This is a genomic window from Tabrizicola sp. M-4, assembly GCF_051132405.1.
Classification (GTDB): domain Bacteria; phylum Pseudomonadota; class Alphaproteobacteria; order Rhodobacterales; family Rhodobacteraceae; genus Paragemmobacter.
Map to the genome: position 1 here is coordinate 2122084 of NZ_CP128606.1, position 24398 is coordinate 2146481.

General features: G+C 65.9%; 19 protein-coding genes. 9 read left to right on the forward strand and 10 right to left on the reverse strand.

Going from position 1 to position 24398, the window contains the following annotated elements; translation table 11 throughout:
• Positions 1–8: 8 nt before the first annotated feature.
• The 6 genes from iolD to TabM4_RS10320 form a co-directional block, all read right to left on the reverse strand.
• A complete protein-coding gene (gene iolD / locus TabM4_RS10295) occupies positions 9–1838 on the reverse strand; it encodes a 3D-(3,5/4)-trihydroxycyclohexane-1,2-dione acylhydrolase (decyclizing) (RefSeq protein ID WP_434611970.1) in 1830 nt (609 codons plus the stop codon).
• Positions 1835–3751: a bifunctional 5-dehydro-2-deoxygluconokinase/5-dehydro-2-deoxyphosphogluconate aldolase gene (locus TabM4_RS10300; RefSeq protein ID WP_434611972.1), complete on the reverse strand. Its 1917-nt coding sequence runs from the start codon at positions 3749–3751 to the stop codon at positions 1835–1837. Before TabM4_RS10300 ends, iolD begins: the two co-directional genes overlap by 4 nt.
• Positions 3752–3848: 97 nt before the next feature.
• Positions 3849–4655 (reverse strand): MurR/RpiR family transcriptional regulator, encoded by an 807-nt coding sequence (locus TabM4_RS10305; protein WP_434611974.1) that lies wholly within the window; start codon positions 4653–4655, stop codon positions 3849–3851.
• Positions 4656–4827: 172 nt separating this feature from the next.
• Positions 4828–5346, reverse strand: coding sequence for a gamma carbonic anhydrase family protein (locus TabM4_RS10310; RefSeq protein ID WP_434611977.1), 519 nt, complete (start codon positions 5344–5346; stop codon positions 4828–4830).
• On the reverse strand, positions 5343–5978 hold the full coding sequence (gmk, locus tag TabM4_RS10315) for a guanylate kinase (RefSeq protein WP_434622028.1): 636 nt from the start codon (positions 5976–5978) through the stop codon (positions 5343–5345). The genes TabM4_RS10310 and gmk overlap by 4 nt, the downstream gene beginning before the upstream one ends.
• Before the next feature lie 2 nt (positions 5979–5980).
• Positions 5981–6874: a YicC/YloC family endoribonuclease gene (locus TabM4_RS10320; RefSeq protein WP_434611978.1), complete on the reverse strand. Its 894-nt coding sequence runs from the start codon at positions 6872–6874 to the stop codon at positions 5981–5983.
• Positions 6875–7125: 251 nt separating this feature from the next.
• Between TabM4_RS10320 and TabM4_RS10325 the strand changes: the two genes are divergently transcribed.
• A complete protein-coding gene (locus TabM4_RS10325; protein WP_434611981.1) occupies positions 7126–7770 on the forward strand; it encodes a PAS domain-containing protein in 645 nt (214 codons plus the stop codon).
• A 59-nt stretch (positions 7771–7829) separates the two neighbouring features.
• On the opposite strand, the gene TabM4_RS10330 is transcribed toward TabM4_RS10325, so the two are convergent.
• A complete protein-coding gene (locus tag TabM4_RS10330; protein WP_434611984.1) occupies positions 7830–9200 on the reverse strand; it encodes a class II 3-deoxy-7-phosphoheptulonate synthase in 1371 nt (456 codons plus the stop codon).
• 366 nt (positions 9201–9566) lie between these two features.
• Between TabM4_RS10330 and TabM4_RS10335 the strand changes: the two genes are divergently transcribed.
• Positions 9567–10583 (forward strand): GlxA family transcriptional regulator, encoded by a 1017-nt coding sequence (locus tag TabM4_RS10335; protein ID WP_434611986.1) that lies wholly within the window; start codon positions 9567–9569, stop codon positions 10581–10583.
• Positions 10584–10641: 58 nt separating this feature from the next.
• On the opposite strand, the gene TabM4_RS10340 is transcribed toward TabM4_RS10335, so the two are convergent.
• On the reverse strand, positions 10642–11727 hold the full coding sequence (locus TabM4_RS10340) for a PQQ-dependent sugar dehydrogenase (protein ID WP_434611989.1): 1086 nt from the start codon (positions 11725–11727) through the stop codon (positions 10642–10644).
• A 180-nt stretch (positions 11728–11907) separates the two neighbouring features.
• Between TabM4_RS10340 and TabM4_RS10345 the strand changes: the two genes are divergently transcribed.
• The 5 genes from TabM4_RS10345 to TabM4_RS10365 all read left to right on the forward strand — a co-directional run bounded on the left by TabM4_RS10345 (position 11908) and on the right by TabM4_RS10365 (position 17148).
• The gene (locus TabM4_RS10345; protein ID WP_434611991.1) at positions 11908–13089 is read left to right on the forward strand and encodes an ABC transporter substrate-binding protein; all 1182 of its coding nucleotides are present in this window, start codon (positions 11908–11910) and stop codon (positions 13087–13089) included.
• A 131-nt stretch (positions 13090–13220) separates the two neighbouring features.
• On the forward strand, positions 13221–14015 hold the full coding sequence (locus TabM4_RS10350; protein ID WP_434611994.1) for an ABC transporter ATP-binding protein: 795 nt from the start codon (positions 13221–13223) through the stop codon (positions 14013–14015).
• 113 nt (positions 14016–14128) lie between these two features.
• Positions 14129–14839, forward strand: a complete 711-nt coding sequence (locus TabM4_RS10355) for an ABC transporter ATP-binding protein (protein WP_434611996.1) — start codon at positions 14129–14131, stop codon at positions 14837–14839.
• A 3-nt stretch (positions 14840–14842) separates the two neighbouring features.
• On the forward strand, positions 14843–15853 hold the full coding sequence (locus TabM4_RS10360; RefSeq protein ID WP_434611998.1) for a branched-chain amino acid ABC transporter permease: 1011 nt from the start codon (positions 14843–14845) through the stop codon (positions 15851–15853).
• Positions 15850–17148 carry a branched-chain amino acid ABC transporter permease gene (locus TabM4_RS10365; RefSeq protein ID WP_434622030.1) on the forward strand — a complete coding sequence of 433 codons (1299 nt, stop codon included), beginning with the start codon at positions 15850–15852 and terminating at the stop codon, positions 17146–17148. The genes TabM4_RS10360 and TabM4_RS10365 overlap by 4 nt, the downstream gene beginning before the upstream one ends.
• 69 nt (positions 17149–17217) lie before the next feature.
• Here TabM4_RS10365 and TabM4_RS10370 read toward each other — a convergent pair whose 3' ends face one another.
• Positions 17218–19263 carry a methyl-accepting chemotaxis protein gene (locus tag TabM4_RS10370; protein WP_434612000.1) on the reverse strand — a complete coding sequence of 682 codons (2046 nt, stop codon included), beginning with the start codon at positions 19261–19263 and terminating at the stop codon, positions 17218–17220.
• A 222-nt stretch (positions 19264–19485) separates the two neighbouring features.
• Here TabM4_RS10370 and TabM4_RS10375 point away from each other — a divergent pair, with 222 nt between their 5' ends.
• Positions 19486–21912 (forward strand): GcvT family protein, encoded by a 2427-nt coding sequence (locus TabM4_RS10375; protein ID WP_434612002.1) that lies wholly within the window; start codon positions 19486–19488, stop codon positions 21910–21912.
• A gap of 233 nt (positions 21913–22145) precedes the next feature.
• Positions 22146–22733, forward strand: coding sequence for a nucleotidyltransferase family protein (locus TabM4_RS10380; protein ID WP_434612004.1), 588 nt, complete (start codon positions 22146–22148; stop codon positions 22731–22733).
• 7 nt (positions 22734–22740) lie between these two features.
• Here the strand turns inward: TabM4_RS10380 and TabM4_RS10385 are convergent, their stop codons facing one another.
• Entirely contained in the window at positions 22741–24393 is a 1653-nt protein-coding gene (locus TabM4_RS10385; RefSeq protein ID WP_434612006.1) for a peroxidase family protein, read from the reverse strand.
• Positions 24394–24398 lie beyond the last annotated feature (5 nt).

Below are 24398 nucleotides of genomic sequence, written 5' to 3' on the forward strand. Positions count from 1 at the left end.
TCTCAACTTCAGCCGTCAATCGACTGCTTTTGCTTGTTTTCTTCGAACTTCACCCGCGCCGCGCGCACGCTTTCGCGCACCGAAACCTCGGGGACACCGACTTCCCACCAGGTCCCGCCCGCCGCCGTGGACGGCATGGGATCGGTGTCGATCACGATGACCGAAGGCACAGCCCCGCCGCGCATCTCGACGATCTTCGCCTCCAGCTCGGCCACGGAACCCGCCTTGACCGCCCGCGCCCCCATGCTGCCGGCATGCGCGACGAAGTCGATGGCCGACGGATTAACGTGATAGGCGTCGTCCAGCAGGTTGTTGAACGGCGCGCCGCCCGTGTGCTTCTGCAAACGGTTGATGCAGCCATACCCCCGGTTGTCGGTGATCACCACCGTGAAAGGCACGCCCATCATCACAGCGGTCGCCAACTCGCTGTTGGCCATCATATAAGACCCGTCGCCCACCATGCAGACCACATCCGCATCCGGCCGCGCCATCTTGATCCCCAGCGCCCCCGCAATCTCGTATCCCATGCAGGAAAAACCGTATTCCATGTGATAGCCGCCCTGCGCGGCATCCCAGATCTTGTGCAACTCGCCGGGCATCGTCCCCGCCGCACCCATAACGACGGTCGCCGGGGTCGAGGCGCGCTGCACCGCCCCCACGACCTGCATGTCGGTCGGCAACTCGTTCCCCGCTGCTGGCGCGGCCTTCACCGCCGCCTTGGCCGCCGCCCATTCGGACTTAAGCTTCGCGTCCGGCAGCGCGAAGCGAACGCCCTTCAGCGCCGCGCCAAGGCGCTCCAGCGCCACGCGGGCATCCGCCACCAGCGACATCGCGCCGTGCTTGGACGCATCATAGGCCTGCACGTTGATCGCAAGTATCTTGCGCGCAGGGTTCTTGAACAGCGACCAGGACCCCGTCGTGAAGTCCTGGAACCGCGTGCCGAGGCCGATCACCAGATCCGCCCCCTCGCAGACAATGTTGGCCGAGGAAGACCCCGTCACCCCCACGGGACCGAAGTTCATGTCATGGTCATGCGCCAGCGCCGACTTGCCCGCCTGCGTTTCGACCACCGGAATCCCGTGCTCGGCAGCAAAGGAGGCAAGCGCCGCCTCCGCCCCGGAATAGATCACCCCGCCACCCGCCACGATCACGGGCTTCTTCGCGGCCTTGATCGCCGCAATCGCCGCCTCCAGCTCCGCCTGATCCGGCTCCGGGCGGCGGATGCGCCAGACCTTCGGGGTGAAGAAGGACTCGGGATAGTCGTAAGCCTCCGCCTGCACGTCCTGACAGAAGGCGAGCGTGACGGGGCCGCAATCCGCCGGGTCCGTCATCACCCGCAGCGCGCGCGGCAGGGCGGTGATGATGTGTTCCGGCCGCGTGATGCGGTCGAAATAGCGCGACACGGGGCGGAAGCAGTCATTCGCGCTGACGGTGCCGTCCGCGAAATCCTCCACCTGTTGCAGCACCGGATCGGGCGCACGGTTGGCAAAGACGTCGCCGGGGATGATCAGCACCGGCAGACGGTTCACATAGGCCAGCGCCGCCGCCGTCACCACATTGGTCGCCCCCGGCCCGACGGAGGTAGTCACCGCCATTACCTTCCTGCGTTTGGACGCCTTGGCATAGGCAATCGCCGTATGCGCCATCGTCTGTTCGTTATGCCCGCGCCAAGTCGGGAACACGTCGCGCGCACCATGCAGCGCCTCGCCCAGACCGGCTACGTTGCCATGGCCGAAGATCGCCCAGATGCCTTCGATGAACCGCGTGCCATCCTCCGCCTGCTGGTTGGCAAGCCAGCGCACCATCGCCTGCGCGGCAGTCAATCGGATCGTCTTCATGCTGCAATCTCCCCCTTGGCGCGCGCCTCGTCCCAAATTCGGCACAGGCGGCTATATCTCTCGACCATCATTGCGACGGCCTCCTCATCCCCCAGCGAACCCGCAAGCCAGCCGCGGGCCGCATCGGCAAAGATCGTGCGCCCCACGGCGAAGCCCTTCACCATATCATGCCGCGCGGCAAGCGACAGCGATGCCGCAAGCTGCTCCTCCGGCGCGTCAAGGCCAAGCACAACGATCCCCCGCACATGCGGATCACGCGCAGTGATGGCGGCGCAGGCATTGCTCCACGCCGCATCCGTGGCAAAGGGCTCCAGTTTCCACCAGTCCGGGTAGACGCCGAGGTCATAGAACCGCTCGATAACCCGCGCCGAAGTCATGTCATCCACCGGGCCAACCTTCGAAGGGATGATCTCAAGGAGCATCTCCAATCGGTTACGGCGGCAGGCGTGGAACAGGCGGACGACCGTCTCTTCCTGCTTCGCCTTCGTCGCGGCATCGTCTTCGGGGTGGTAGAAGCACAACACCTTGACCACATGCTCCAGCGGCCATTCCGACAGCCCCCCGAAATCCGGCCCGATCTCCGGCTCCAGCGTCAGCGGGCGCGACCCCGGCCATTCCACCGGACGCCCGATCCACAGCCCCGTCCCCGCCGCCGCATAAAGCGCATGGCGCCCAAGGCGCGAGTCGCACAGGATGCCATGCCCCGGCAGCCCATCCGCCACCGTCAGCGCGGCCTTCAGGCAAAGCTCCTTGAACGCGCCGATCTTGGCGGGCGTCGCGCCCTCCATCGCCTCAAGCTGCATGCGATGGTCGAAGGCGAAGACGCGCATCGTGGACCAGTCCTTGTGACGGTTGGTCGCCCAATGCACCTGCTCCAGCGCCGCATCCTTGCGCAGCGCCTTCTCCACCACGCCGCGCTGCAGGAAGAACTGCAACTCCGTCCATGACGGATAGGCCGGCGTGCAACCATGCCGCGACACCGCGAAGGCCCCGCAGGCATTCGCATACTTCAACGCGACGGGCCAAGGCTCGCCATCCAGCCAGCCCTTCAGCAGGCCGGACATGAACCCGTCCCCCGCGCCCAGCACGTTGAACACCTCGATCGGGAAACCCGGCCCGCTTTCCCCTTCGTCCAGCGTATCAGGGATCGCCCCCGTAAACGCCACCGCACCCATCGGCCCGCGCTTGCAGACCAGCGTGGCCTTGGACACCGCCCGCACCGCCCGCAGCGCCGCAATGGTGTCGGTCGTGCCGCCCGCGATGTGGAATTCCTCCTCCGTCCCCACGATCAGGTCAAAGTAGTGCAACGTCGCCTGCAGCTTCGCCGTGACGGCGGCGCTTTCGATAAAGCGGTTCTCGCCGTCGCCATGCCCCGACAGACCCCAGAGGTTCGGGCGGTAGTCGATATCCAGCGCCGTCTGCAACCCGTGCTTCCGCGCCAATTCCAGCGCCTTGATCACCGCTGCCTCGGTGCGCGGATGCGACAGATGCGTCCCCGTCGCCACGACCGACCGCGCCTCGGCGATGAAACTCTCGTCGATATCCTCCTCGCAGAGGGCCATATCGGCGCAGTTTTCCCGATAGAAGATCAGCGGAAACTGCTTCTCGTCCCGAATCCCCAGCAGGACCAGCGCGGTCAGCCGTTCGGGATCGGTCTTCACCCCCCGCACGTCCACGCCTTCCTTCGCCAGTTCCTCGCGGATGAAGCGGCCCATATGCTCGTCACCCACCCGCGTGATCAGCGCCGAGCGCAGGCCCAGCCGCGCCGTCCCCGCCGCCATGTTCGTCGGGCTGCCGCCGATATATTTCTGGAAGGACCCCATATCCTCCAGCCGCCCGCCCACCTGCGCGCCGTAGAGGTCGACCGAGGACCGGCCGATGGTGATGACGTCGAGCTTCTTCGCTGGGGACACCGTTCCTCCTCCGGCCACGCCCCTTGGTGCAGGGATTCGGCCCGTAACCTGTTTTGGAATTTTTATTCCATACGCCCGAAAAGGGGAAGCGCTTTCTTCACCCCTCGCGCGCCGATCCCACTGCCACGGCCAGCGCGATGGACAGAGCAAGCGTGGCGGAGAGAGAGCGGAAGGCGCCAAAATCCACCTCCGGCACGGTCAGCACGGTGGAAGAGAGCCTGGCCAGGGGACTGGTCAGCCGGTCGGTGATCCCGATCACCGGCAGACCCCGCGCCTGCGCATCGGCGGCCAGCGCCAAGGTTTCATCCGAGTAAGGGGCGAAGGTGATCGCGATGCAGGCATCGCCCGCACGCATGGCGTGGCGGTGGTCCAGCTTGCCCACCCCGTCATGCAGCATGGCGGGAACCTGCATCTTCTCGAAGACGTAAGTGAGGTAGGACGCCACCGGATAGGCCCGCCGCAGCCCAACGACATGCAGCGTCCCCGCCCCCGCAAGCTGCGCCACGGCTTGCGAAAGCGCGGCCTCGTCGGCGGATTTCGCCAGTTGCTCCAGCGACAGACGCCCCGCCTCCACGAATTCCGCCAGCAGCGCCGCAGGACTGCCCGCGCCGTTCTCCTTCAGGTTCCGCAGGCGCGTGCCGTAATCGGGCCAGCCGGGGGAATAGGCCTCGCGGAACAGGCGCTGCATCTCGGAGAAGCCGGAAAACCCGAGGATCTGGCAGAAGCGCATGAGCGCCGAAGGCGGCACGTCCGCCCCCGCCGCGAGTTCCGCCACGGTGGAGACGGCGATGCGGTCGGTGTTCGAGGCGATGTAGTCGGCGCATTGGCGCAAACGCTTAGGCAGGGTGTCCGTCACCTCGGCCAGCCGGATGCGGAATTCGTCGATGCTGGCCGGTGCGGTCATGCGTCCCCCCTGTTGGCGGCGAAGCTAGCAGCGTGGAACGAATATTCCAACCGGATTTGGAACACGATTTCTGACGCAGAAATCGTTGCGGAATTTGACGCAAATTCCGGGCGCCACGCGTCCCACCCGATTTCTGCGTCAGAAATCGGCGCGAAATCTGCGTCAGATTTCGCTAAACCGCCCGCAATCCCGCCCGGAACCGCAGCGCATTTGCCCGATACCCGGCCGCCGACTTCAGCAGCCGTGCCCGCGCGGCCTCGTCCAATTCGCGGATCACCTTTCCCGGACTGCCCATCACCAGCGATCCGTCGGGAATCTCCTTCCCCTCCGTGATCAACGCACAGGCCCCGATCAAACACCCCCGCCCGATCTTCGCCCCGTTCAGGATCGTCGCGCCCATGCCGATCAGCGTGCCGTCCCCGATCACGCAGCCATGCAGCATCGCCTTGTGGCCAATGGTGCACTCCGCCCCGATCACCAGCGGAAAACCCATGTCCGTGTGCAAGACGCAACTCTCCTGCACATTCGACCCCGCACCCACGCGGATTTCCTCGTTATCCCCTCGAAGCGTCGCCCCGAACCAGACGGAGGACCCCGCCTCAAGCACCACCCGCCCGATGATGTTGGCATCCGGCGCGACCCATGCCGAAGGATCGATCTGCGGCGTCACCCCATCCAGTTCATAGATCATCGCGCTTCGAACTCCCGGTTCAATCCACGCACGAAATCGGAAAGCCCCGGCTGACGGTCCCTCCGCATCCGCTCTGCCTCCAGAATCGTCTTCAACTTCTCGAACGTTGCCTCCAGATCCTCGTTCACCAGCACATAGTCATATTCCGCCCAATGGCTGATCTCGTCGCGGCTCTTCGCCATGCGGCCCGCGATCACCTCGTCGCTGTCCTGCCCGCGCGACCGCAACCTGCGGTCCAACTCGGCAATCGACGGCGGCAGGACGAAGATCGACACGACATCTCGCCCCAGCGCCGAATTGCGGATCTGCTGCCCGCCCTGCCAATCGATATCGAAGACCGTGTCACAGCCCGCCCGCATATTCTCTTCCACCGGTCCGCGCGGCGTCCCGTAGAAGTTCCCAAACACTTCAGCATGTTCCAGCATCTGGTCACCATCGACCATCGCCTCGAACTCCGCCCGCGACCGAAAGAAGTATTCCCGCCCGTCCTGCTCCCCCGGCCTAGGCGCGCGGGTGGTGGCCGAAACGGAAAAGCGCATCGACGCATCCCACCCCATCAGCATCCGCGTCAACGTCGATTTCCCCGCCCCGGAAGGGGAGGAAAGAATAAGGAGAAGCCCCTTGCGCGCCATGGTCATTCCACGTTCTGAACCTGCTCGCGCATCTGATCGATGACCGTTTTCAGGTCAAGCCCGATGCGGGTAAGCGCCATCGCCTGCGCCTTGGAACACAGCGTGTTCGCCTCGCGCATGAATTCCTGCATCAGGAAATCGAACTTCCGCCCCACCGGCCCCACCTCCGACAGCAAGGCCCGCGCCGCGGCCACATGGGCTGTCAGCCGGTCCAATTCCTCGGTCACGTCGTTCTTGACCGCAATCATCGCCAATTCCTGCGCAAGCCGCGCCTCATCCACACCGTCGGCATTGGCCATGACCTTCGCCAAGGCCTCCTTCAACGCCGCGGCGGATGCCTCGCGCCGCGCCTCGGCCTCCAGCCTTGCCTCGCCGGTCAAGGCCTCGATCCGGTCCAACTGCCCCGCGATCACGCCCTGCAGCGCCGCCCCTTCCGCTGCCCGCATCGCGTTGAACTCGGCCAGCAACGCGGGCAGATCCGCAAGGATCGCAGCCCTGAGCGGCCCCGTATCCTCATCCGCCGCCCCGGTATCCAGCACCCCCCGCACCGCCAGCACATCCGCTGCCGTCGCCTGCGCCAGCGTCACGCCCGCGCCCATCGCAGCGGCCTCCACCTCTCCCAAGGCCCGCAGCACAGCCGCCAAGACCGGGGCATTCACGCGCAGCGGCGCCTCCTCGCCCCCCTCGCGCGCCACCCGCAGCGACAGCGATACATTCCCCCGCCCCAGCGCGCGCCCCAGTTCGGCCCGCAGCGCGGCCTCCAGCCCATCGATCCAGTCCGGCACCCGCAAGCGCAGATCCAGCCCCTTCCCGTTCACCGACCGCAGGTCCCAGGCCCAGCCAAAGCCCGCCCCCTGTCCCTTGCGGGCCGCAAACCCGGTCATCGAAACCGTCATCCGCCTCTCCCCGGCCCCGCGCGGGACCATTAACCCTTTGTTCATTCTTCCCGGACAGCGCCGCATTCCGGCCCTAATCTGCCCATGCGGCTAAGCATACCGAAGTTTCAGCCGTATCTGGGCGTAACAGAGGGGCAAGGCCCCGACAACCAGCCCCGTTATCCGGCCCTCCGGCCCCGGCCAAGCCTGCGCTTGTCCGGCAGCGATGGCACGGGCGGCGAAGGCAGGCAAAGCGGGCGGATGGTGACGGCATGGGACGCGACGGTCGGACGAACGGAACCTTGATCGGCATGTCGGATGGCCGCAGCGGCCTGCCGGGCAACCGCGCGCAGCGCGCGGCCATCGCGACCCTGCGCCGCCACTGGCACGGGCTGCGCATGGCCGATACCCTACCCCGGCGCGACCAGATCGCGCCCAAGGCGCTTGCCCCAATCCTGCACCACCTGCTGATCGCCGAACGCCGTCAGGATGGCGCGGTCCTGCTGCGCTATGCTGGCATGACAGTGCGCTCGGTCCATGGCGAAGACCTCGCCGGACGCCCCCTTTCGGTGCTTTTCGAAACCGGCACCCGCGCCCAACTGCTCGAAGCGCTCGACCTCGCCTTCTGCGGGGCCCAGACGCTCGACATGCATCTCTTCTCCGAACGCGGCCTGCTCCGCCCGCCGCTGACCGCGCAACTGACACTTCTTCCCCTTGCGGAACAGGGCAGCGACAGCACCGCGCTCATCGGTTGCCTTGTCCTCGACGGCCCCCCGGTCCTGCCACCGCGCCGCTTCCGGATCGAGCGTCTCTTGGGCGAACCCCTCACCCCCTTGGTCGACCATCCGCTGCCCACAGGCCAGAACAGCCCATCCGAACCGCCGGCACCGCCCACCCTCGTCTGGTCCGCGCCCTGACGAGGAATGCGAAAGGGCGGCCCGCAAGGACCGCCCCATCCCCTCCCGTCACCGGAAGATCAAAGCGCGATACGCCGCCCCGCCTCACGCAGCGAGGTCAACTCCTCGGCCACAAGGAAGGCCAGTTCAAGCGACTGGCTGGCATTCAGGCGCGGGTCACAGGCGGTGTGGTAACGGTCCGACAGATCCTCGTCCGTCACCGCACGCAGGCCGCCCGTGCATTCCGTCACGTCCTTGCCCGTCATCTCGAAATGCACGCCGCCGGGGATCGTGCCCTCGGCCTTGTGGATGGCAAAGAACTCCCGCACTTCGCGCAGCACGCTATCGAAGGGACGCGTCTTGTACCCGGTCGACGACTTGATCGTGTTCCCGTGCATCGGATCGCAGGACCAGACGACATTCGCACCCTCCGCCTGCACCGTCTTGATCAGGCGCGGCAGATGCTCCCCAACCTTGCCCGCACCGAACCGCGCGATCAGCGTCAGGCGCCCCGGCTCGTTTGCCGGGTTCAGCTTGGCCATCAGCACCTTCAGGTCTTCCGCCGTGGTGGACGGACCGCATTTCAACCCGATCGGGTTCAGCACACCCCGGCAGAATTCCACATGCGCCCCGTCCGGCTGCCGCGTGCGGTCGCCGATCCAGATCATGTGGCCCGACCCCGCCACCGGCTGCCCGGTGATGGAGTCGATCCGGCACAGCGCCTCTTCATATTCCAGAAGCAGCGCCTCGTGGCTGGTATAGAAATCGACGGTCGAAAGCGTATGCGCCGTCTCGGCATTGACCCCCGCCGCATTCATGAAGTCCAGCGCATCCGAAATCCGGTTCGACAATTCGCGATACCGCTCCGCCTTGTCATGCTCGGCAAAGCCCAGCGTCCAGCTATGGACCCGGTGGATATCCGCAAACCCGCCCGTGGAAAACGCCCGCAGCAGGTTCAACGACGCCGCCGCCTGCGTATAGGCCTGCAGCATCCGCTGCGGATCGGGAATGCGCGATTCCGGCGTGGCGTCGAAGCCGTTGATGATGTCGCCCTTGTAGGAGGGCAGCTCCACGCCGTCGATTACCTCGGTCGGGGCCGAGCGCGGCTTGGCGAATTGCCCCGCCATGCGGCCCACCTTCACCACCGGCACCTTGGCGCCATAGGTCAGCACGACCGCCATCTGCAGCATAACGCGGAAGGTGTCGCGGATGTTGTCCGCACTGAATTCGGCAAAGCTCTCGGCGCAGTCGCCCCCCTGAAGCAGGAAGGCCTTCCCCTCGGCGGCCAGCGCCAACTGCTTCTTCAGTTTGCGCGCCTCACCCGCAAAGACCAGCGGCGGATACTTGGCAAGCTGCGCCTCGACGGCATGCAATGCGGCCTGATCCGGGTAATCGGGCATCTGGATCCGCGGCTTCGCGCGCCAATCCTGCTTGGTCCAGCCCTTGGTCATGGGTCGTCTCCCTTTGCGTTCCGCCGCCCCTATAGGACGAATTCACAAAACGTGCAAAGGGGTGCGCGCGTCCTGCGGAACGCCCTGCCCTCCCCGCAACTATCGTTCTGACAGGAAATCCGCGCGATATGGCCAATCCCGTGCAGCCCCCGTCACATCGCCGCGATCCTCGCAGGTCCCCCGCTTCGATGGTTGAACCCACGCGTCCCAACCAATCCCGCAAGGCGCATTTTGCCCCTCATAGCAACGCCCGGACCACCCCGCCCGTTCCCTTCGCCCCGCCACCACTGACGCAACCGATTGCCCTTGCAGTGAAAATGTTTTCCTGATTGGCTAATGCCGATTCCGACACGTTCAGGTCGCAACATGCTCGCCGCTGCCAAGAAAGCGCAGCAGATCACGAAGAACATCGCCCCGCGACGCTTCGTCTTCCTGCTGCTCGACCGTTTCACGATGCTCCCCTTCGCCGGGGCCATCGAACCCCTGCGGGTGGCCAACCGCATCTCGGGCCAGACGCTCTATGTCTGGAAACTCGCAGGCGAGGGCGGCGATACGGCAGTCTGCTCCAACGGCGCGGCCTTCAAGCTCGACATGGGTCTGGACGAGATCGACCGTGACGATACGCTTCTGGTCTGCGGCGGCCTCGACGTGCAGAAGTCCACGACCCGCGGCATCCTCAACTGGCTCCGCCGCGAGGCGCGCCGCGGCGTCACCATCGGCGGCCTCTGCACCGGGGCCTATGCGGTGGCGAAAGCCGGTCTCCTCGACGGCAAGAAGGCCACGATCCACTGGGAGAACCAGGACGGCTTCCTCGAGGAATTCGAAGAGGTGAAGCTCACGAAATCCGTCTTCGTGATGGACGGCAACCGCTGGTCCACCGCCGGCGGCACCTCCTCCATAGACCTCATGCTCAAGGTGATCGCCGCCGATCATGGCGAGGATCTGGCCAATACGGTCGCCGACCAGCTCATCTATTCCTCGATCCGCACCGATCAGGATACCCAGCGCCTATCGATTCCCACTCGCATCGGCGTGCGGCATCCGAAGCTGTCCCAAGTCATCCAGATGATGGAAGGCAATATCGAGGACCCGATGTCGCCCGCCGATCTGGCCGAAGAGGTGGGCATGTCGACCCGCCAACTCGAACGCCTCTTCCGCCGCTATCTCAACCGTTCGCCAAAGCGGTATTACATGGAACTCCGCCTGCAGAAGGCGCGCAACCTGCTGATGCAGACGGATATGAGCGTGATCAACGTGGCCCTTGCCTGCGGCTTCGCCTCGCCCTCGCATTTCTCGAAATGCTACCGCGCGCATTACAACACCACGCCCTATCGCGAACGCGGCTCGCAGGGGGGCGGAACGGGCATCCGGCTTTCGATCTGAACAGGGAAAGCGATCCTTCCCCGGAAGGATCGCCTCCGATTTTTCGCAGAAAAATCGTTTATTCCGCAGGCGTCACCCGATAGGCCGCCCCGTCGATCACCGACAGGAACCAGATGGCCCCATCCGGCGCCTCGACCACGTCGCGCACCCGTGCCGTCTGGGCGCTCGCGATACGTTCCTCGGCCCAGCCCGCTTCCGGGTCCAACCGGCTCAGGAAATCGCTGTTCAGCGATCCGGTGAACACATCCCCCCGCCAGTCGGGGAACATCTCGCCGCCATAGACCATCAATCCCGAAGGCGCGATCGACGGCACCCAGTAATGCAGCGGTTGCTCCATCCCCGCCTTCTCGGCTCCCTCGCCGATCCGCCCCCCGCCATAATCCTCGCCATAGCTGATCACGGGCCAGCCATAGTTGCGCCCGGCCTCCACGCGGTTCACCTCATCCCCGCCCTGCGCCCCATGCTCCACCAGCAAGAGCGTCCCATCCGCATCCAGCGTCGCCCCCTGCGCATTGCGATGGCCAAGGGAAAAGACCCCCGGCCTGTGACCGGGCAGGCTGGTCGCGGCGCTTCCGTACCGGTTCAGGTGGATCACCTTCCCTTCAACCCGCGCCGGGTCCTGCGACTCCAGCCCCTCCGGCCCCGTGCCCCGGTCGCCCGTCGTCAGGAAAACCGTCCCGTCCAGCGCCTCGACCAGACGCGAACCGAAATGCCGCCCGCCCCGCATCGCATCGCCATGATACAGCACCTCGAACGCGTCCAGACGCGTGCCATCCTCCGAAAGCCGTCCCTTGCCCACCGCCGTCGCAGCCCCGCCTTCCAGCGGCATCGCATAGCTCAGCCAGACTTCCCGGCTTTCCGCGAAATCACGCGGGATCATGACATCCAACAGCCCGCCCTGCCCCTCGGCAAAGACTTCCGGAACACCCGCCACGGATTGCGCCTCACCGTCGCGGACCAGCAGCAACCGCCCGTCCCGCTCCGTCACCACCAACGCGCCATCGGGCAGGAACTCCAAAGCCCAAGGCTCTTCCAGCCCCGTCACCATCGCCTCGATCCGCAACGATCCGGCAGAGCTTTCCACCGTTTCCGCCTGCGCGGGCAGCGCCGCCATTGCTGCCATCAGTCCGACCTTTCTCAGCATCCCGCCCCCTCTTCGGTGTCCAACCCTTGGAATTGAGACCGCATCCCCCATATTCCAGCCGTCCTCACGCGGTTCTGATCGACGGACCGCCCGCGCGATACTCGATCGGGGTGCTTTTCTTTTGATCACATCCACACTAGGGTCGCCGCAGGACAACGATCCAACCCAGGGAGTTACCCAATGAAGAAACTGCTGCTCGCCTCGACCGCCACCGCGCTTATGGCCGGTGCCGCTTCGGCCGAGGACGTGAAACTCGGCATCCTGCTCGGCTTCACCGGCCCGCTGGAATCCACCGTGCCGGACATGGCCAAGGGCGCGGAACTCGCGGTCAAGGAAGTGAACGATTCGGGCAAATTCTCGCTCGGCACCATCACCACCTCCAGCGGTGACTCGACCTGCGTCGACGCCGCCGCCGCGACCGCCGCGGCTGAACGCCTCGTGACCGCCGATGGCGTCATGGGCATCGTCGGTGGCGACTGCTCCGGCGTCACCGGTGCCGTTCTGCAGAACGTCGCCCGTCCGAACGGGATCGGCATGATCTCGCCCTCGGCCACCTCGCCCGCCCTCTCCACCGCCGAAGATGACGGCCTGTTCTTCCGCACCGCGCCCTCGGACGCGCGTCAGGGTGAGATCATGGCCGACATCCTGTCGGAAAAGGGCATCAAGTCGGTCGCCGTGACCTACACCAACAACGACTACGGCAAGGGTCTGGCCGACAGCTTCGGCGCGGCCTTCGCGGCCAAGGGTGGCTCGGTCACCATCTCGGCTCCGCATGAAGACGGCAAGGCCGACTATTCGGCCGAAGTGGCCTCGCTGGCCGCTGCCGGTGGCGAAATGCTCATCGTCGCAGGCTATGTCGATCAGGGCGGCAAGGGCGTGATCCAGGCCTCGCTCGACTCGGGCGCTTTCTCGACCTTCTACCTCGTCGACGGCATGTATGGCGAAAGCCTGATCGAGGCGATCGGCGAACCGCTGAACGGTTCCTTCGGTGCCGTCCCCGGCACTGATTCGCCCGGCGCCGCCGCCTATGAGGCGATGGCTTCCGCCGCTGGCTTCGACGGCTCGAACGCTTTCTCCAAGGAAAGCTATGACGCGGCGGCCCTGATCCTTCTGTCGATGGCGGCCGCCAACTCGACCAACTCGAAGGACTGGACCACCAAGGTCATGGATCTGGCCAACGCCCCCGGCGAACCGATCCAGCCCGGCGAACTCGGCAAGGCCCTCGACCTGATCGCCGCCGGCACCGACATCGATTATGTCGGCGCGACCGCCGTGGAACTGATCGGACCCGGCGAATCTGCCGGTGCCTACCGTGAGTACGAAATCAAGGACGGCAAGATCGAAACGGTCGGCTTCCGTTGATCCCGTCCTTGGCATGAGCTAAGGCGTCACGCGCGGCCCGGGCAAAGTCCCGGGCCGTTGCCATAGACAAACGCCCCGCAGCGGCGCCGGGAAACGGCGTGCGGCAATGACGGGGAACAGGGGAACACCACATGATCGTTGTCGAGAACCTGCACAGGCATTTCGGCGGCTTCCATGCCGTCGACGGTGCCTCGCTGGAAATCAAGACCGGCTCCATCACCGGGCTCATCGGGCCGAACGGCGCGGGCAAGACCACCCTTTTCAATGTCATCGCAGGCCGCCTGCCGCCCACCTCGGGCCGGGTCCTCATGGATGGCGAAGACATCACGGGCCTCCCCCCGCACGAGCTGTTCCACAAGGGCCTCCTGCGGACCTTCCAGATCGCGCATGAATTCGGCTCGATGACCTGCCTCGAGAACCTGATGATGGTTCCCGCGCGGCAAAAAGGCGAAACCCTCTGGAACGCGTGGTTCAACCGCGCCGCAGTGGCCGAGGAAGAGGCCGCGATCCGGCAGAAGGCGCTCGACGTACTGGAATTCCTCACGATCAGCCACCTTGCCGAACAGAAGGCAAGCCAGATCTCTGGCGGGCAGAAGAAGCTTCTGGAACTTGGCCGTACCATGATGGTCGATGCCAAGATCGTCTTCCTCGACGAGGTCGGCGCGGGCGTGAACCGGACGCTGCTGAACACGATCGGCGATGCCATCGTGCGGCTGAACAAGGAACGCGGCTACACCTTCTGCGTGATCGAACACGACATGGATTTCATCGGCCGCCTCTGCGACCCGGTCATCTGCATGGCCGAAGGCAAGGTGCTGGCCCAAGGGACGGTTGACGAAGTGAAGAATGACGAACGCGTGATCGAGGCCTATCTCGGCACCGGGCTGAAGAACAAGGTCAAGCAGGAGGAGGCCGCGCATGGCTGACCGGCACCTTCCCGCGGCGGACGAATTTTCTGCGAAAATTCGGGCACTCCGCCTGACACCCCGCGCAACGCCGAATTTTCGCAGAAAATTCGCCCCTCTCGGAGGGTCCCGCCATGGCTGACCCCTTCCTGATCGGCGAGGCGATGACCGGCGGCTATGGTGGCGCGGACATCCTCCATTCCTGCACCATCGCTGTCGAGAAAGGCCAGATCGCCGTGATCGTCGGCCCCAACGGCGCGGGCAAGTCCACGGCCATGAAGGCCGTCTTCGGCATGCTGAAGCTGCGTGCGGGCCATGTGAAACTGGATGGCGAGGACATCACCGCCCTCACCCCGCAGGCCCGCGTGGCGAAGGGGATGGGCTTCGTGCCACAGACCCACAACATCTTCACCTCCATGACGGTGGAGGAGAACCTCGAAATGGGCGCCTTCATACGCCGAGACGATTTCAAGGACACGATGGCACAGGTCTATGACCTGTTCCCGATCCTCAAACAGAAGCGGTTCCAGCCCGCGGGCGAACTCTCCGGCGGCCAGCGCCAGCAGGTCGCCGTCGGCCGCGCGCTCATGACCCAGCCCAAGGTCCTGATGCTGGACGAACCCACCGCTGGCGTCAGCCCCATCGTCATGGACGAACTCTTCGACCGCATCATCGAGGTAGCGCGCACCGGTATCTCGATCCTCATGGTCGAACAGAACGCGCGTCAGGCCCTCGACATCGCCGACAAGGGCTATGTCCTTGTCCAAGGCGCGAACCGTTTCACCGACACCGGAAAGGCCCTGCTCGCCGATCCGGAGGTCCGCCGTTCCTTCCTCGGGGGCTGAGCCATGGATATCCTCAACGCCCTCGTGGCCTTCCTCAACTTCGTCTTCGTCCCCGCCCTCGCCTATGGCGCGCAACTCGCGCTGGGGGCCCTCGGCGTCACGCTGATCTACGGCATCCTGCGCTTCTCCAACTTCGCGCATGGCGACACCATGGCCTTCGGCACGATGGTGACGATCCTCTTCACCTGGTGGTTCCAGTCGATGGGCATCAGCCTCGGCGTGCTGCCCACCGCCCTTCTGGCCCTGCCCTTCGGCATCGCCGTCACCGCGGGCTTCGCGCTCTTCACCGACCGCACGATCTACCGCTTCTACCGCCGCCAGAAGGCCGCGCCCGTCATCCTCGTGATGGTGTCGCTCGGCGTCATGTTCGTGATGAACGGCATCGTCCGCCTCATCATCGGCGTGGATGACCAGAATTTCGCCGATGGCGGTCGCTTCCTCATCTCCGCCGGCGACTTCCGCGAGATGACGGGCCTCGCCGAGGGGCTGGCGATCAAGGGCACGCAGGTCGTGACCGTGATCACCGCCCTCGTGGTGATGGTCGCGCTCTTCTGGTTCCTCAACCGCACCCGCACCGGCAAATCCATGCGCGCCTTCTCCGACAACGAGGATCTCGCGCTCCTGTCAGGCATCAACCCCGACCGCGTGGTGCAGGTGACATGGATCATCGCCGCGGCACTCGCCACCATCGCGGGCGTCCTCTACGGCCTCGACAAGAGCTTCAAGCCCTTCGTCTACTTCCAGCTCCTGCTGCCCATCTTCGCGGCGGCCATCGTGGGCGGCCTCGGCTCGCCCATCGGGGCCATCGCCGGCGGCTTCGTCATCGCCTTCTCCGAGGTGATGGTCACCTATGCGTGGAAGAAGGTCGTCACCTACCTCGTTCCCGAAAGCATGGCACCCGAAGGGCTGCTGCAACTGATGGGCACGGATTACAAATTCGCCGTCAGCTTTGCCATCCTGATCATCGTGCTGATCTTCATGCCCACGGGCCTGTTCAAGGGGAAATCGGTCTGATGCGTAACCTTGCGCTTTTCGCGGGCGTCTTCGCGCTCTTCGCACTGACGGGGATGATGCAAAGCTGGAACCTCGCCCTGTCGATCCTGAACCTCTCGCTCATCTCGGCCATCATGGCGCTAGGGGTGAACATCCAATGGGGCTATGCGGGCCTCTTCAACACCGGGATCATGGGCTTCACCGCCCTCGGCGGCCTTGCCGTCGTCCTCGTCTCCACCCGCCCCGTCGTAGAAGGCTGGACCGCAGGCGGAACCGGCATCCTCTTGGGCCTCTTCCTCGGCGCCGCCTCCATCGCGCTCGCGATCTTCACATGGAACCGCCTGCCCAAGGGGCGCATGCGGATGCTGGCCACGCTGGCCATCTGCGTGCTGGGCTTCATCCTCTTCCGCGCCGTCTTCGACCCGGCGGTGACCGCGGTGGAGGCTTTCAACCCCGCCACCGCGGGCAATCTGGGCGGCCTCGGCCTGAACCCCACGCTGGCATGGCCGGTGGGCGGCCTCCTCGCCGCCGCAGCCGCATGGGCCATCGGCAAGATCTCCCTCGGCCTGCGCTCCGACTATCTCGCCATCGCGACCCTCGGCATCGCCGAGATCATCATCGCGGTGATGAAGAACGAGGACTGGCTCGCCCGCGGCGTGAAGAACATCATCGACATGCCGCGCCCATGGCCCGTGCCCTATGAGGTGGACCTGCAGCAAAGCGCGGGCTTCCTAGACTGGGCGACGCGCTGGGGCTTCGAACCGACCACCGCCTCCTCCATCGTGGTGAAATTGATCTATGTCGTTCTGTTCACCGCTGTCCTTCTGGGGGTGATCTGGCTCTCCGAACGTGCCCTCAACAGCCCTTGGGGCCGCATGATGCGCGCCATCCGCGACAACGAGGTCTCCGCCGCCGCCATGGGCAAGGACGTGACCAAGCGCCATCTGCAGGTGTTCATCCTCGGCTCTGCCGTCGTGGGCATCGCGGGCGCCATGTACACCTCGATGAACGGTCAGTTGACACCCGGCGAATACAACCCGCTGCGCTTCACCTTCCTCGTCTGGGTCATGGTGATCGTCGGCGGTTCGGGCAACAACTGGGGCTCCGTCCTCGGCGGGCTGCTGATCGGCTGGCTCTGGCTCATCGTGGAAAGCCTTGGTCCGGCTGTCATGCGCGGCATCGTCGCAGGGTTGGAAGAGGGGCCGCTCAAGGCGCATCTCATCGACAGCGCCCAGCACATGCGCCTGCTCACCATGGGGGTAATCCTTCTTCTCGTGCTGCGGTTCAGCCCGCGCGGTCTGATCCCCGAAAAGTAAGGCAGCGCAGGCACGAAATGCTAAGGGCGGCCCACCGGGCCGCCCTTTTCCGTTCAAGGACGCCGAAGGTCAGATCGTCTGCACCCGGCGCAGGAACTGCGCCAGCGCCGCGTCCATCGCCTCCGCCGCCCGCTCGACCGACATGACGCCCCCCAGCACATCCCCCGCCGCGCGGTTCGCGTTCTCCGAGGCCGCCTGAACCTCGGTCAGGCTGTCATTCGACTGCCCCACCCGCCCCGCCGTCCGCGACATCCGCTCGGCGATGTCATGCGTCACCTCGCCCTGCTGCGTCGCCGCCGACGCGATCCCCCGCGCCTGATCGTTCACCTGCCCGATCGAGGCCGCAATCGCCCGCATCGCCTCCGAATTCCGCTTCACCGCCGAAAGCACAGACCGCACCTCGCCCGCGATCTCGTCCGTCGACTCCGTCGTCCGCGCCGCAAGCTTGCGGATCTCGCTCGCCACAACCGCAAAGCCGCGACCCGCAGCCCCCGCATGGCTCGCCTCCACCGCCGCATTCAGCGCCAGAAGGTTCGTCTGCCGCGCAACGTCGTTGATAAGCGTCACGATCCCCGTGATCCGGCCCGCCACCTTCTCCAACTCCGCAAGCAGCGTCGCCGCATCCTCGGCCCGCAGCGCGGCGTCACCCGCCAGCGCATTCGTCTCCTGAATGCCCGCGACCACCTCGTTGATCGAACTCGACAACTGCTCCACCGCGGCCGCCACACCCGACACATCCGCCGCCGTCAACTCCGACCCTTCCTTCACATGGCTCGTCTGCCGGCTCGTCTCCTCCGCCGTCGCCGCCATCGTCTCCGCCGCCCCCCGCGCCTGCAGCGCCGCCGTCCGAAGGCTGCCGATCACCTCCGACGTCCGGCTCTGGAACTCCGTCCCCAGCCGCTTGATCGGACGCAGCAACCAGAACGACAGCAGCAGACCCGCAAGCAGCGTCCCGGCCAGCACCACCGCCCCGATGACAAGCGCCTGCCGTTTCGACTCTTCCGAGGCCGCAAGCACCTCTTCCTGCGCCACCTGCGACAGGATCACCCATTTCAAACCTGCCACCTCCAGCGGGCGATAGGCCGCAAAGACCGCCTCACCGCGTGGATTTCGCATCTCGGTCACGCCCTGCCGGCCCTGCTGCGCCGCCGCCACCGCAGGCCCCACGACCGGCATCTCGAGGTCCCAGCCTTCCTGCATCCGCGGATAGGCCCGCAAATGCCCATCCGGGCCGACAAGGATCGTCTCCAGCGAGGTCCGCTCATATTCCGCCGCCGTCAGCAACCCGGCCGAGAAATCGATGGGCAGTTGCACCGCCAGAATACCCAGAAGCTGCCCGTTTCGCAGCACCGGCACGGTCAGGAAAAAGGCCTGCTGGTTGTAGGACGGCTCATAATCTTGGAAGTCGGCAAAGAGGAACGGCGTCTCGCCTTTGGACGCGATCATGTCGCGTACGACCTTGGCAAAGGCCGTTCCCGCAAAGGGGCCATCCTTCAAGGACGTCCCGTAATCAAGTTCCTTGAACACCGAATAGATGATCCGCCCCTGATGCGGTTCGATCAGGAACAGGTCATAGAACCCATAGCGCGCCGCCAGATCGCGAAAGACCGGATGCAATTGCGCATGCGACCGCGAATAGCGGCTGCCATCCCCCGCATCGTCAAGCGCCTGCTTCTTGCCGATCTCCTCCGGATTGCCGGAAACGTAAAGGTGCTGCAAACGGATCGCCAGAGGGTCCAGCCGTCCCATCCAACGCTCCCCCGCACCGGCGGGCACGTCCTTCGTCAGCTTTTCCTGCTCGGCATAGCGCGCCGCCAGCGCCGCCATGTCGGGCACCAATCTCGGATCTGCCGCCAGCGCATCCGCCGAAAGGTCCATCTCCTGTAGGGCAATCGCCGTCTGCGGCAATTCGGCGATGGACTGGGTCATGTTGACCACATCATCCACATAGGCCTGAACCGCCTGCCCTTTCAGCTGCATCGATGTCTGGATCTCGTTCATCGCCGCCTGATGCGAATAGGCCGCGAACCGATCCAGTTCCAGTTTCAGAAGCACCACCGTCGGCACCAGCCCCGCCAAAAGCAGCGCGAGGGCAACCTTCCATTTGAACCGCATTCCCACGTCTCCCTGCATGACCGTGTAGGTGGAACATCGGTCAGGGAACGACGAGGGGCGGCAAAGCTTTAGAAAGACGACCCATACACCTCCGAAAGCGGGTATCACCCAGCTAGACGCATAGGCCGAAACCGATTTGCGACACAATGCTGTCGCCAATCAACATGACCCCCTTCCCCGGTTCCGGCCAATCTGCCGCCAATCCAATCGAGGGAGTCCCCCATGAAAACCCATACCCGAGTGCTCGTGATCGGCGGCGGCGTCGTCGGCTGCTCGGTCCTCTACCACCTGACCAAGCTCGGCTGGACCGACGTGATGCTGGTGGAACGGTCCGAACTCACCTCCGGCTCCACCTGGCACGCGGCGGGCGGCTTCCACACGCTGAACGGCGACACGAACATGGCCGCGCTGCAGGGCTACACGATCCGCCTCTACAAAGAGCTTGAGGCGATCACCGGCATGTCCTGCGGCCTGCACCATGTGGGCGGCATCACGCTGGCCGATAACGAGGCGCGGTTTGAGCAGCTCAAGGCCGAACGCGCCAAGCACCGCTACATGGGGCTCGACACCGAAATCCTCGGGCCAGAGGAAATCCACAAGCTCACCGACGGCATGGTCAACCTCGAAGGCATCATCGGCGCCCTCTACGACCCGCTCGACGGCCACCTCGACCCCTCCGGCACCACCCACGCCTATGCCAAGGCCGCGCGCATGGGCGGGGCGGAAATCGTCCTGCACAACCGCGTGCTGGAAACCAACCCCCGCCCCGACGGATCGTGGGAAATCGTGACGGAGAAAGGCACCATCATCGCCGAACACCTCGTCAACGCGGGCGGGTTGTGGGCGCGCGAGATCGGGGCAATGGCGGGCGTCTACCTGCCGCTTTTGCCCATGGCGCACCAATACCTCGTCACCGACGACATCCCCGAAATCATGGACATCCTGAAGTCGGGCCGCGAATTCCCCCATGTCATGGACCCCGGCGGCGAATCCTACCTCCGTCAGGAAGGCCGCGGCCTCTGCATCGGCTTCTACGAAAAGCCCTGCGAACCTTGGTCCGTCGACGGCACCCCGTGGGACTTCGGACACGAACTCCTGAACGAGCAATTCGACAAGATCGAGGACTCGGTCAACTTCGCCTACCGCCGCTTCCCCGTCCTCGAACGGTCGGGCGTCAAGCGCGTGATCCACGGCCCCTTCACCTTCGCCCCCGATGGCAACCCGCTGATCGGCCCCGTGCCGGGCCTGCGCAACTACTGGTCCGCCTGCGCCGTCATGGCGGGCTTTTCCCAAGGGGGCGGCATGGGCCTTGCGCTGGCCCAATGGATGATCCACGGCGAAGTGGAACGCGACCCCCGCGGCTTCGACGTCGCCCGCTTCGGCAACTGGACAAGCCCCGGCTACACCGTCCCGAAGGTCATCGAAAACTACCAGATGCGCTTCTCCGTCTCCTACCCGAACGAGGAACGCCCCGCCGCCCGCCCCTTCCGCACCACCCCGATGTACGAAGTCTTCGACAAGATGAACGCCGTCTGGGGCCAGCAATACGGTCTGGAAGTGGTCAACTACCACGCCCTGCCGGGTGAACCGCGCTACGAGACGCCGACCTTCCGCCGCTCGAACGCATGGGAAGCCACGCGTCAGGAAGTGCTGGCCGTCCGCGAAGGCGTCGGCATCAACGAGGTGCAGAACTTCGGCAAATACCGCGTCACGGGTCCCAACGCCCGCGCATGGCTCGACCGCGTGATGGCGGGCGCGGTGCCGAAGCCCGGCCGCCTGTCGCTGACCCCGATGCTGGCGCATTCGGGCAAGATCATCGGCGATTTCACCATCTCCTGCCTGTCGGAAACCGAATTCCAGCTGACCGCCTCCTACGGCGCGCAGGGCTGGCATTCCCGCTGGTTCGACCAGAACGCGATGGACGGGGTGCGGGTGGAGAACATCTCCGACGCCCGCTCCGGCTTCCAGATCGCGGGTCCCAAGGCGCGCGAACTCCTCTCCCGCGTCACCCGCTCCGACGTCTCGGCGGATGCCTTCAAGTTCATGGACGTCAAACGCATGACCGTCGGCATGGCCAACTGCATCGTCCAGCGCGTCAGCTACACGGGCGATCTGGGCTATGAGATCTTCACCGACCACATGTCCGTCCGCCACCTCTGGGACGTGCTGACCGAAGCAGGCCGCGACCTCGGCCTCCGCCCCTTCGGCATGCGCGCCATGATGTCCCTGCGCCTCGACAAATGGTTCGGCAGCTGGGGCCGCGAATTCAGCCCCGACTACACCCCCTGCGAAACGGGTCTCGACCGCTTCATCCGCTGGAACAAAGAGGCCGACTGGATCGGCAAGGCCGCCGCGACGGCGGAAAAGGCCGCAGGTCCCAAGCGCAAGCTCGTCTCCTTCGTCGTCGACGCCAAGGACACCGATGTCGTCGCATGGGAACCGATCTGGCTCGACGATGCCGTGGTGGGCTTCTGCACTTCCGGCGGCTTCTCGCACTGGACGGGCAAATCGGTCGCGATGGGCTTCCTGCCCGCCGACCGCGTGAAGGACGGCCTCGCCTGCGAGATCGAGATCCTCGGCGAACGCCGCCCCGCCACCGTCCACCTCGCCCCCCTTTGGGATGGCGACGGTGCCAGAATGCGGTCCTGACACCAACCCGCCGGGAGGGCCAGCCCTCCCGGGCCCACCCGGGGTATTTCCCCCAAGACGAAAACAATCACCTTCGTTTCGGCCCAAATACCCCGGGGGTGCGGGGGCGGCGCCCCCGGCATCCGAGCCGGACGCGCGGCACGCGCGGCAGGCGAGACAAAAGGCTTGCGGCGGCACGCCGCGCCGCATCGAACCCGCTTGACGCCCCGCGCCCCGCTTGGAAGGGTGGCGCCATGCAACCCCACATCCTCCTCCTCGCCGCCGGTTCCTCGTCCCGCATGCGCGGGGCCGACAAGCTGACAGAGGATGTCGCGGGCGAACCGCTCCTGCGCCGCAGCGCCCGCACCGCCCTTGCCACCGGCTGCCCCGTCACCGTCACCCTGCCACCGGACCGCCCCGCCCGCCTCGCCGCGCTGCAGGGCCTTTCGCTGAACTGCGTCACCGTCCCCCGCCCCGAAGAGGGCATGGCCGAAAGCCTGAAGACAGGCCTCGCCGCCATCCCGCCCGGCTGCGGCATCCTCCTGCTGCTCGCCGACCTGCCCGAGATCACGACCGCCGACCTGACCACCCTCCTCGATCACTGGCGTCAGGAACCGCAGGCCATCCTGCGCGGCTGCGCCGAGGACGGCACCCCCGGCCATCCGGTCTGCTTCCCGCCCGACCTGCGCGACGATCTCATGACGCTCAAGGGCGACGAAGGCGCGCGCAGCGTCCTCATCCGCCACCGCGCAAGGCTGCAACCCATTCCCCTGCCCGCCCGCCACGCCGTGACTGATCTCGACACGCCCGAAGACTGGGCCGCATGGCGGGCCCGCACCTGAGGCAGGGCTACCCTTCCTGCGAAAACAGCAGGAACCCCCGCAAGGTCTCCAGCGCCCGCCCCTCGCGATCCCTCAAAAGACTGTCGCGCGGATGCCAGCCGCCCCGCGCCACCCGCAACAGCGACTCCTCCTCGCCCCGCATCAACCCCACGATCGTATCCGCGATGATCCGGCTTGCCGTCGGCCCCACCCGCGCCCCCCGCTCCAGTGCCTTCGCCTCGCACAGGAAATATAGCCACGCAGGCATCTCCTCCATGAACCCCAGCGCATCCGCCGCCACGAGCGGCGAGGCAAAGGCCCCTCCCGGCGACCGCCGCCGCGGCAGGGCCGCGCGCATCTGCTGCAGCGTCAGCCGCTCCACCCCATAGGCATCGGCCAGCCGCTGGCCGAACGGAATGCGCCGATGGAAGCCCCGCATCAGGTTGCGGAACAGGATCGATCCCTGCTCCGGCACCGCCGCATCGCCCGCCACGTTCAACATGTCGGGCGCGAAGTTCAGGTCGATCCGCTCCGCCCCGGCATGCGCACCGCCGGGGCGCGCCATGCCCCCCGCCGTCACCCGCTCCCAGTCGATCACCCAATGCTCCGGCACCTGCCGCGCAGGCCCCTCCGGATGCCCCATGTTCTGCGCCGAGGTGAACCGGAACAGCTCGATCAGCTTGGCCTCCCCCGCGATCTTCCCGCCCGCGCCGAAATTTGCGTTGAAATCATAGGCCCGCCCCACCATCGAATGGCCAAAGCGGAAGGCCGCCGTGGTGAATTCCATCGGCACTTCCCGCGCCGCGGCAAGGCGGCTTGCCCACTCCGCCAAGGGCCGCGTCAGCACCGTGCGCGACAGGATGCGCGGCAGGAAATCGTTCAGGATCAGCCAATGGTAATGCAGTGTCACCAACCGCCGCGCCGCGCGGAAACAGGCCGCATCGTCGCGGATCGCGGGTTCCAGCGCCGCCACCGCGCGGTTATGCACCCGCAGGAAGGCCAGATGCATCTGCGACAGGATCAGATTGCCGTCATTGCGCCGATCCGCGATCACCGCCTCGCGACCGCGCCGCGGCAGGTCGGGCGCGCCCGTTGCCCGCAGGACCGTCGCGGGATCGACATCGATATCGGTGAACTCCACATCCTTCACCGCCGCCACCCGTGCCAGCCGGAACCGCTTGCCATCCCGCGCGAACAGCGCCGCGATCCCCGGATCATCCGTATCCGGCCAATCGCCATACAGGCTGCCCAGCATCAGGGGCCGCCCCTGCTCGTTCACCACCCGCGCAAGGATCGTCTGGCGATCCGCCCGCCAGGTCTGGCCCAACCCCTGCGGCTCGGCAGGGCCGATCACCCCCACCGGCGCGGGGGCATCCGCCGCCGCGACACCGCCCACCGGGGCGGAAATGTCGTGGTTCACGAATTGCCCGAAATAGGTATAGGCCGCAGGCAACCGCATCAGCAGCGCCGAAGGCGGGTTCACCGGTAGATGCGTCGCCTCCTCGAAGGCCCGCAGCCGCGCCAGCGTCTCCGCCTCGTCCGTCCCGGCGAAACAGCCGACCCCCGGCTCATCCGCCAGCGCCGGGAACAGATAGCCATAGCGCGACTGCCGCGCCACGCCGCCCGCAGGCGCCCCCCCGGCAAGCTCCATCAGATCATGCGTGCTGCGTATGAAGACCATCCCCT

What these genes read in the sequence shown, in the direction of transcription:
- iolD (WP_434611970.1), bottom strand. Translation starts at nt 1,838, where the DNA reads ATGAAGACGATCCGATTGACTGCCGCGCAGGCGATGGTGCGCTGGCTT.
- TabM4_RS10305 (WP_434611974.1), bottom strand. Translation starts at nt 4,655, where the DNA reads ATGACCGCACCGGCCAGCATCGACGAATTCCGCATCCGGCTGGCCGAG.
- TabM4_RS10310 (WP_434611977.1), bottom strand. Translation starts at nt 5,346, where the DNA reads ATGATCTATGAACTGGATGGGGTGACGCCGCAGATCGATCCTTCGGCA.
- gmk (WP_434622028.1), bottom strand. Translation starts at nt 5,978, where the DNA reads ATGGCGCGCAAGGGGCTTCTCCTTATTCTTTCCTCCCCTTCCGGGGCG.
- TabM4_RS10320 (WP_434611978.1), bottom strand. Translation starts at nt 6,874, where the DNA reads ATGACGGTTTCGATGACCGGGTTTGCGGCCCGCAAGGGACAGGGGGCG.
- TabM4_RS10325 (WP_434611981.1), top strand. Translation starts at nt 7,126, where the DNA reads ATGGGACGCGACGGTCGGACGAACGGAACCTTGATCGGCATGTCGGAT.
- TabM4_RS10330 (WP_434611984.1), bottom strand. Translation starts at nt 9,200, where the DNA reads ATGACCAAGGGCTGGACCAAGCAGGATTGGCGCGCGAAGCCGCGGATC.
- TabM4_RS10335 (WP_434611986.1), top strand. Translation starts at nt 9,567, where the DNA reads ATGCTCGCCGCTGCCAAGAAAGCGCAGCAGATCACGAAGAACATCGCC.
- TabM4_RS10340 (WP_434611989.1), bottom strand. Translation starts at nt 11,727, where the DNA reads ATGCTGAGAAAGGTCGGACTGATGGCAGCAATGGCGGCGCTGCCCGCG.
- TabM4_RS10345 (WP_434611991.1), top strand. Translation starts at nt 11,908, where the DNA reads ATGAAGAAACTGCTGCTCGCCTCGACCGCCACCGCGCTTATGGCCGGT.
- TabM4_RS10350 (WP_434611994.1), top strand. Translation starts at nt 13,221, where the DNA reads ATGATCGTTGTCGAGAACCTGCACAGGCATTTCGGCGGCTTCCATGCC.
- TabM4_RS10355 (WP_434611996.1), top strand. Translation starts at nt 14,129, where the DNA reads ATGGCTGACCCCTTCCTGATCGGCGAGGCGATGACCGGCGGCTATGGT.
- TabM4_RS10360 (WP_434611998.1), top strand. Translation starts at nt 14,843, where the DNA reads ATGGATATCCTCAACGCCCTCGTGGCCTTCCTCAACTTCGTCTTCGTC.
- TabM4_RS10370 (WP_434612000.1), bottom strand. Translation starts at nt 19,263, where the DNA reads ATGCGGTTCAAATGGAAGGTTGCCCTCGCGCTGCTTTTGGCGGGGCTG.
- TabM4_RS10375 (WP_434612002.1), top strand. Translation starts at nt 19,486, where the DNA reads ATGAAAACCCATACCCGAGTGCTCGTGATCGGCGGCGGCGTCGTCGGC.
- TabM4_RS10380 (WP_434612004.1), top strand. Translation starts at nt 22,146, where the DNA reads ATGCAACCCCACATCCTCCTCCTCGCCGCCGGTTCCTCGTCCCGCATG.
- TabM4_RS10385 (WP_434612006.1), bottom strand. Translation starts at nt 24,393, where the DNA reads ATGGTCTTCATACGCAGCACGCATGATCTGATGGAGCTTGCCGGGGGG.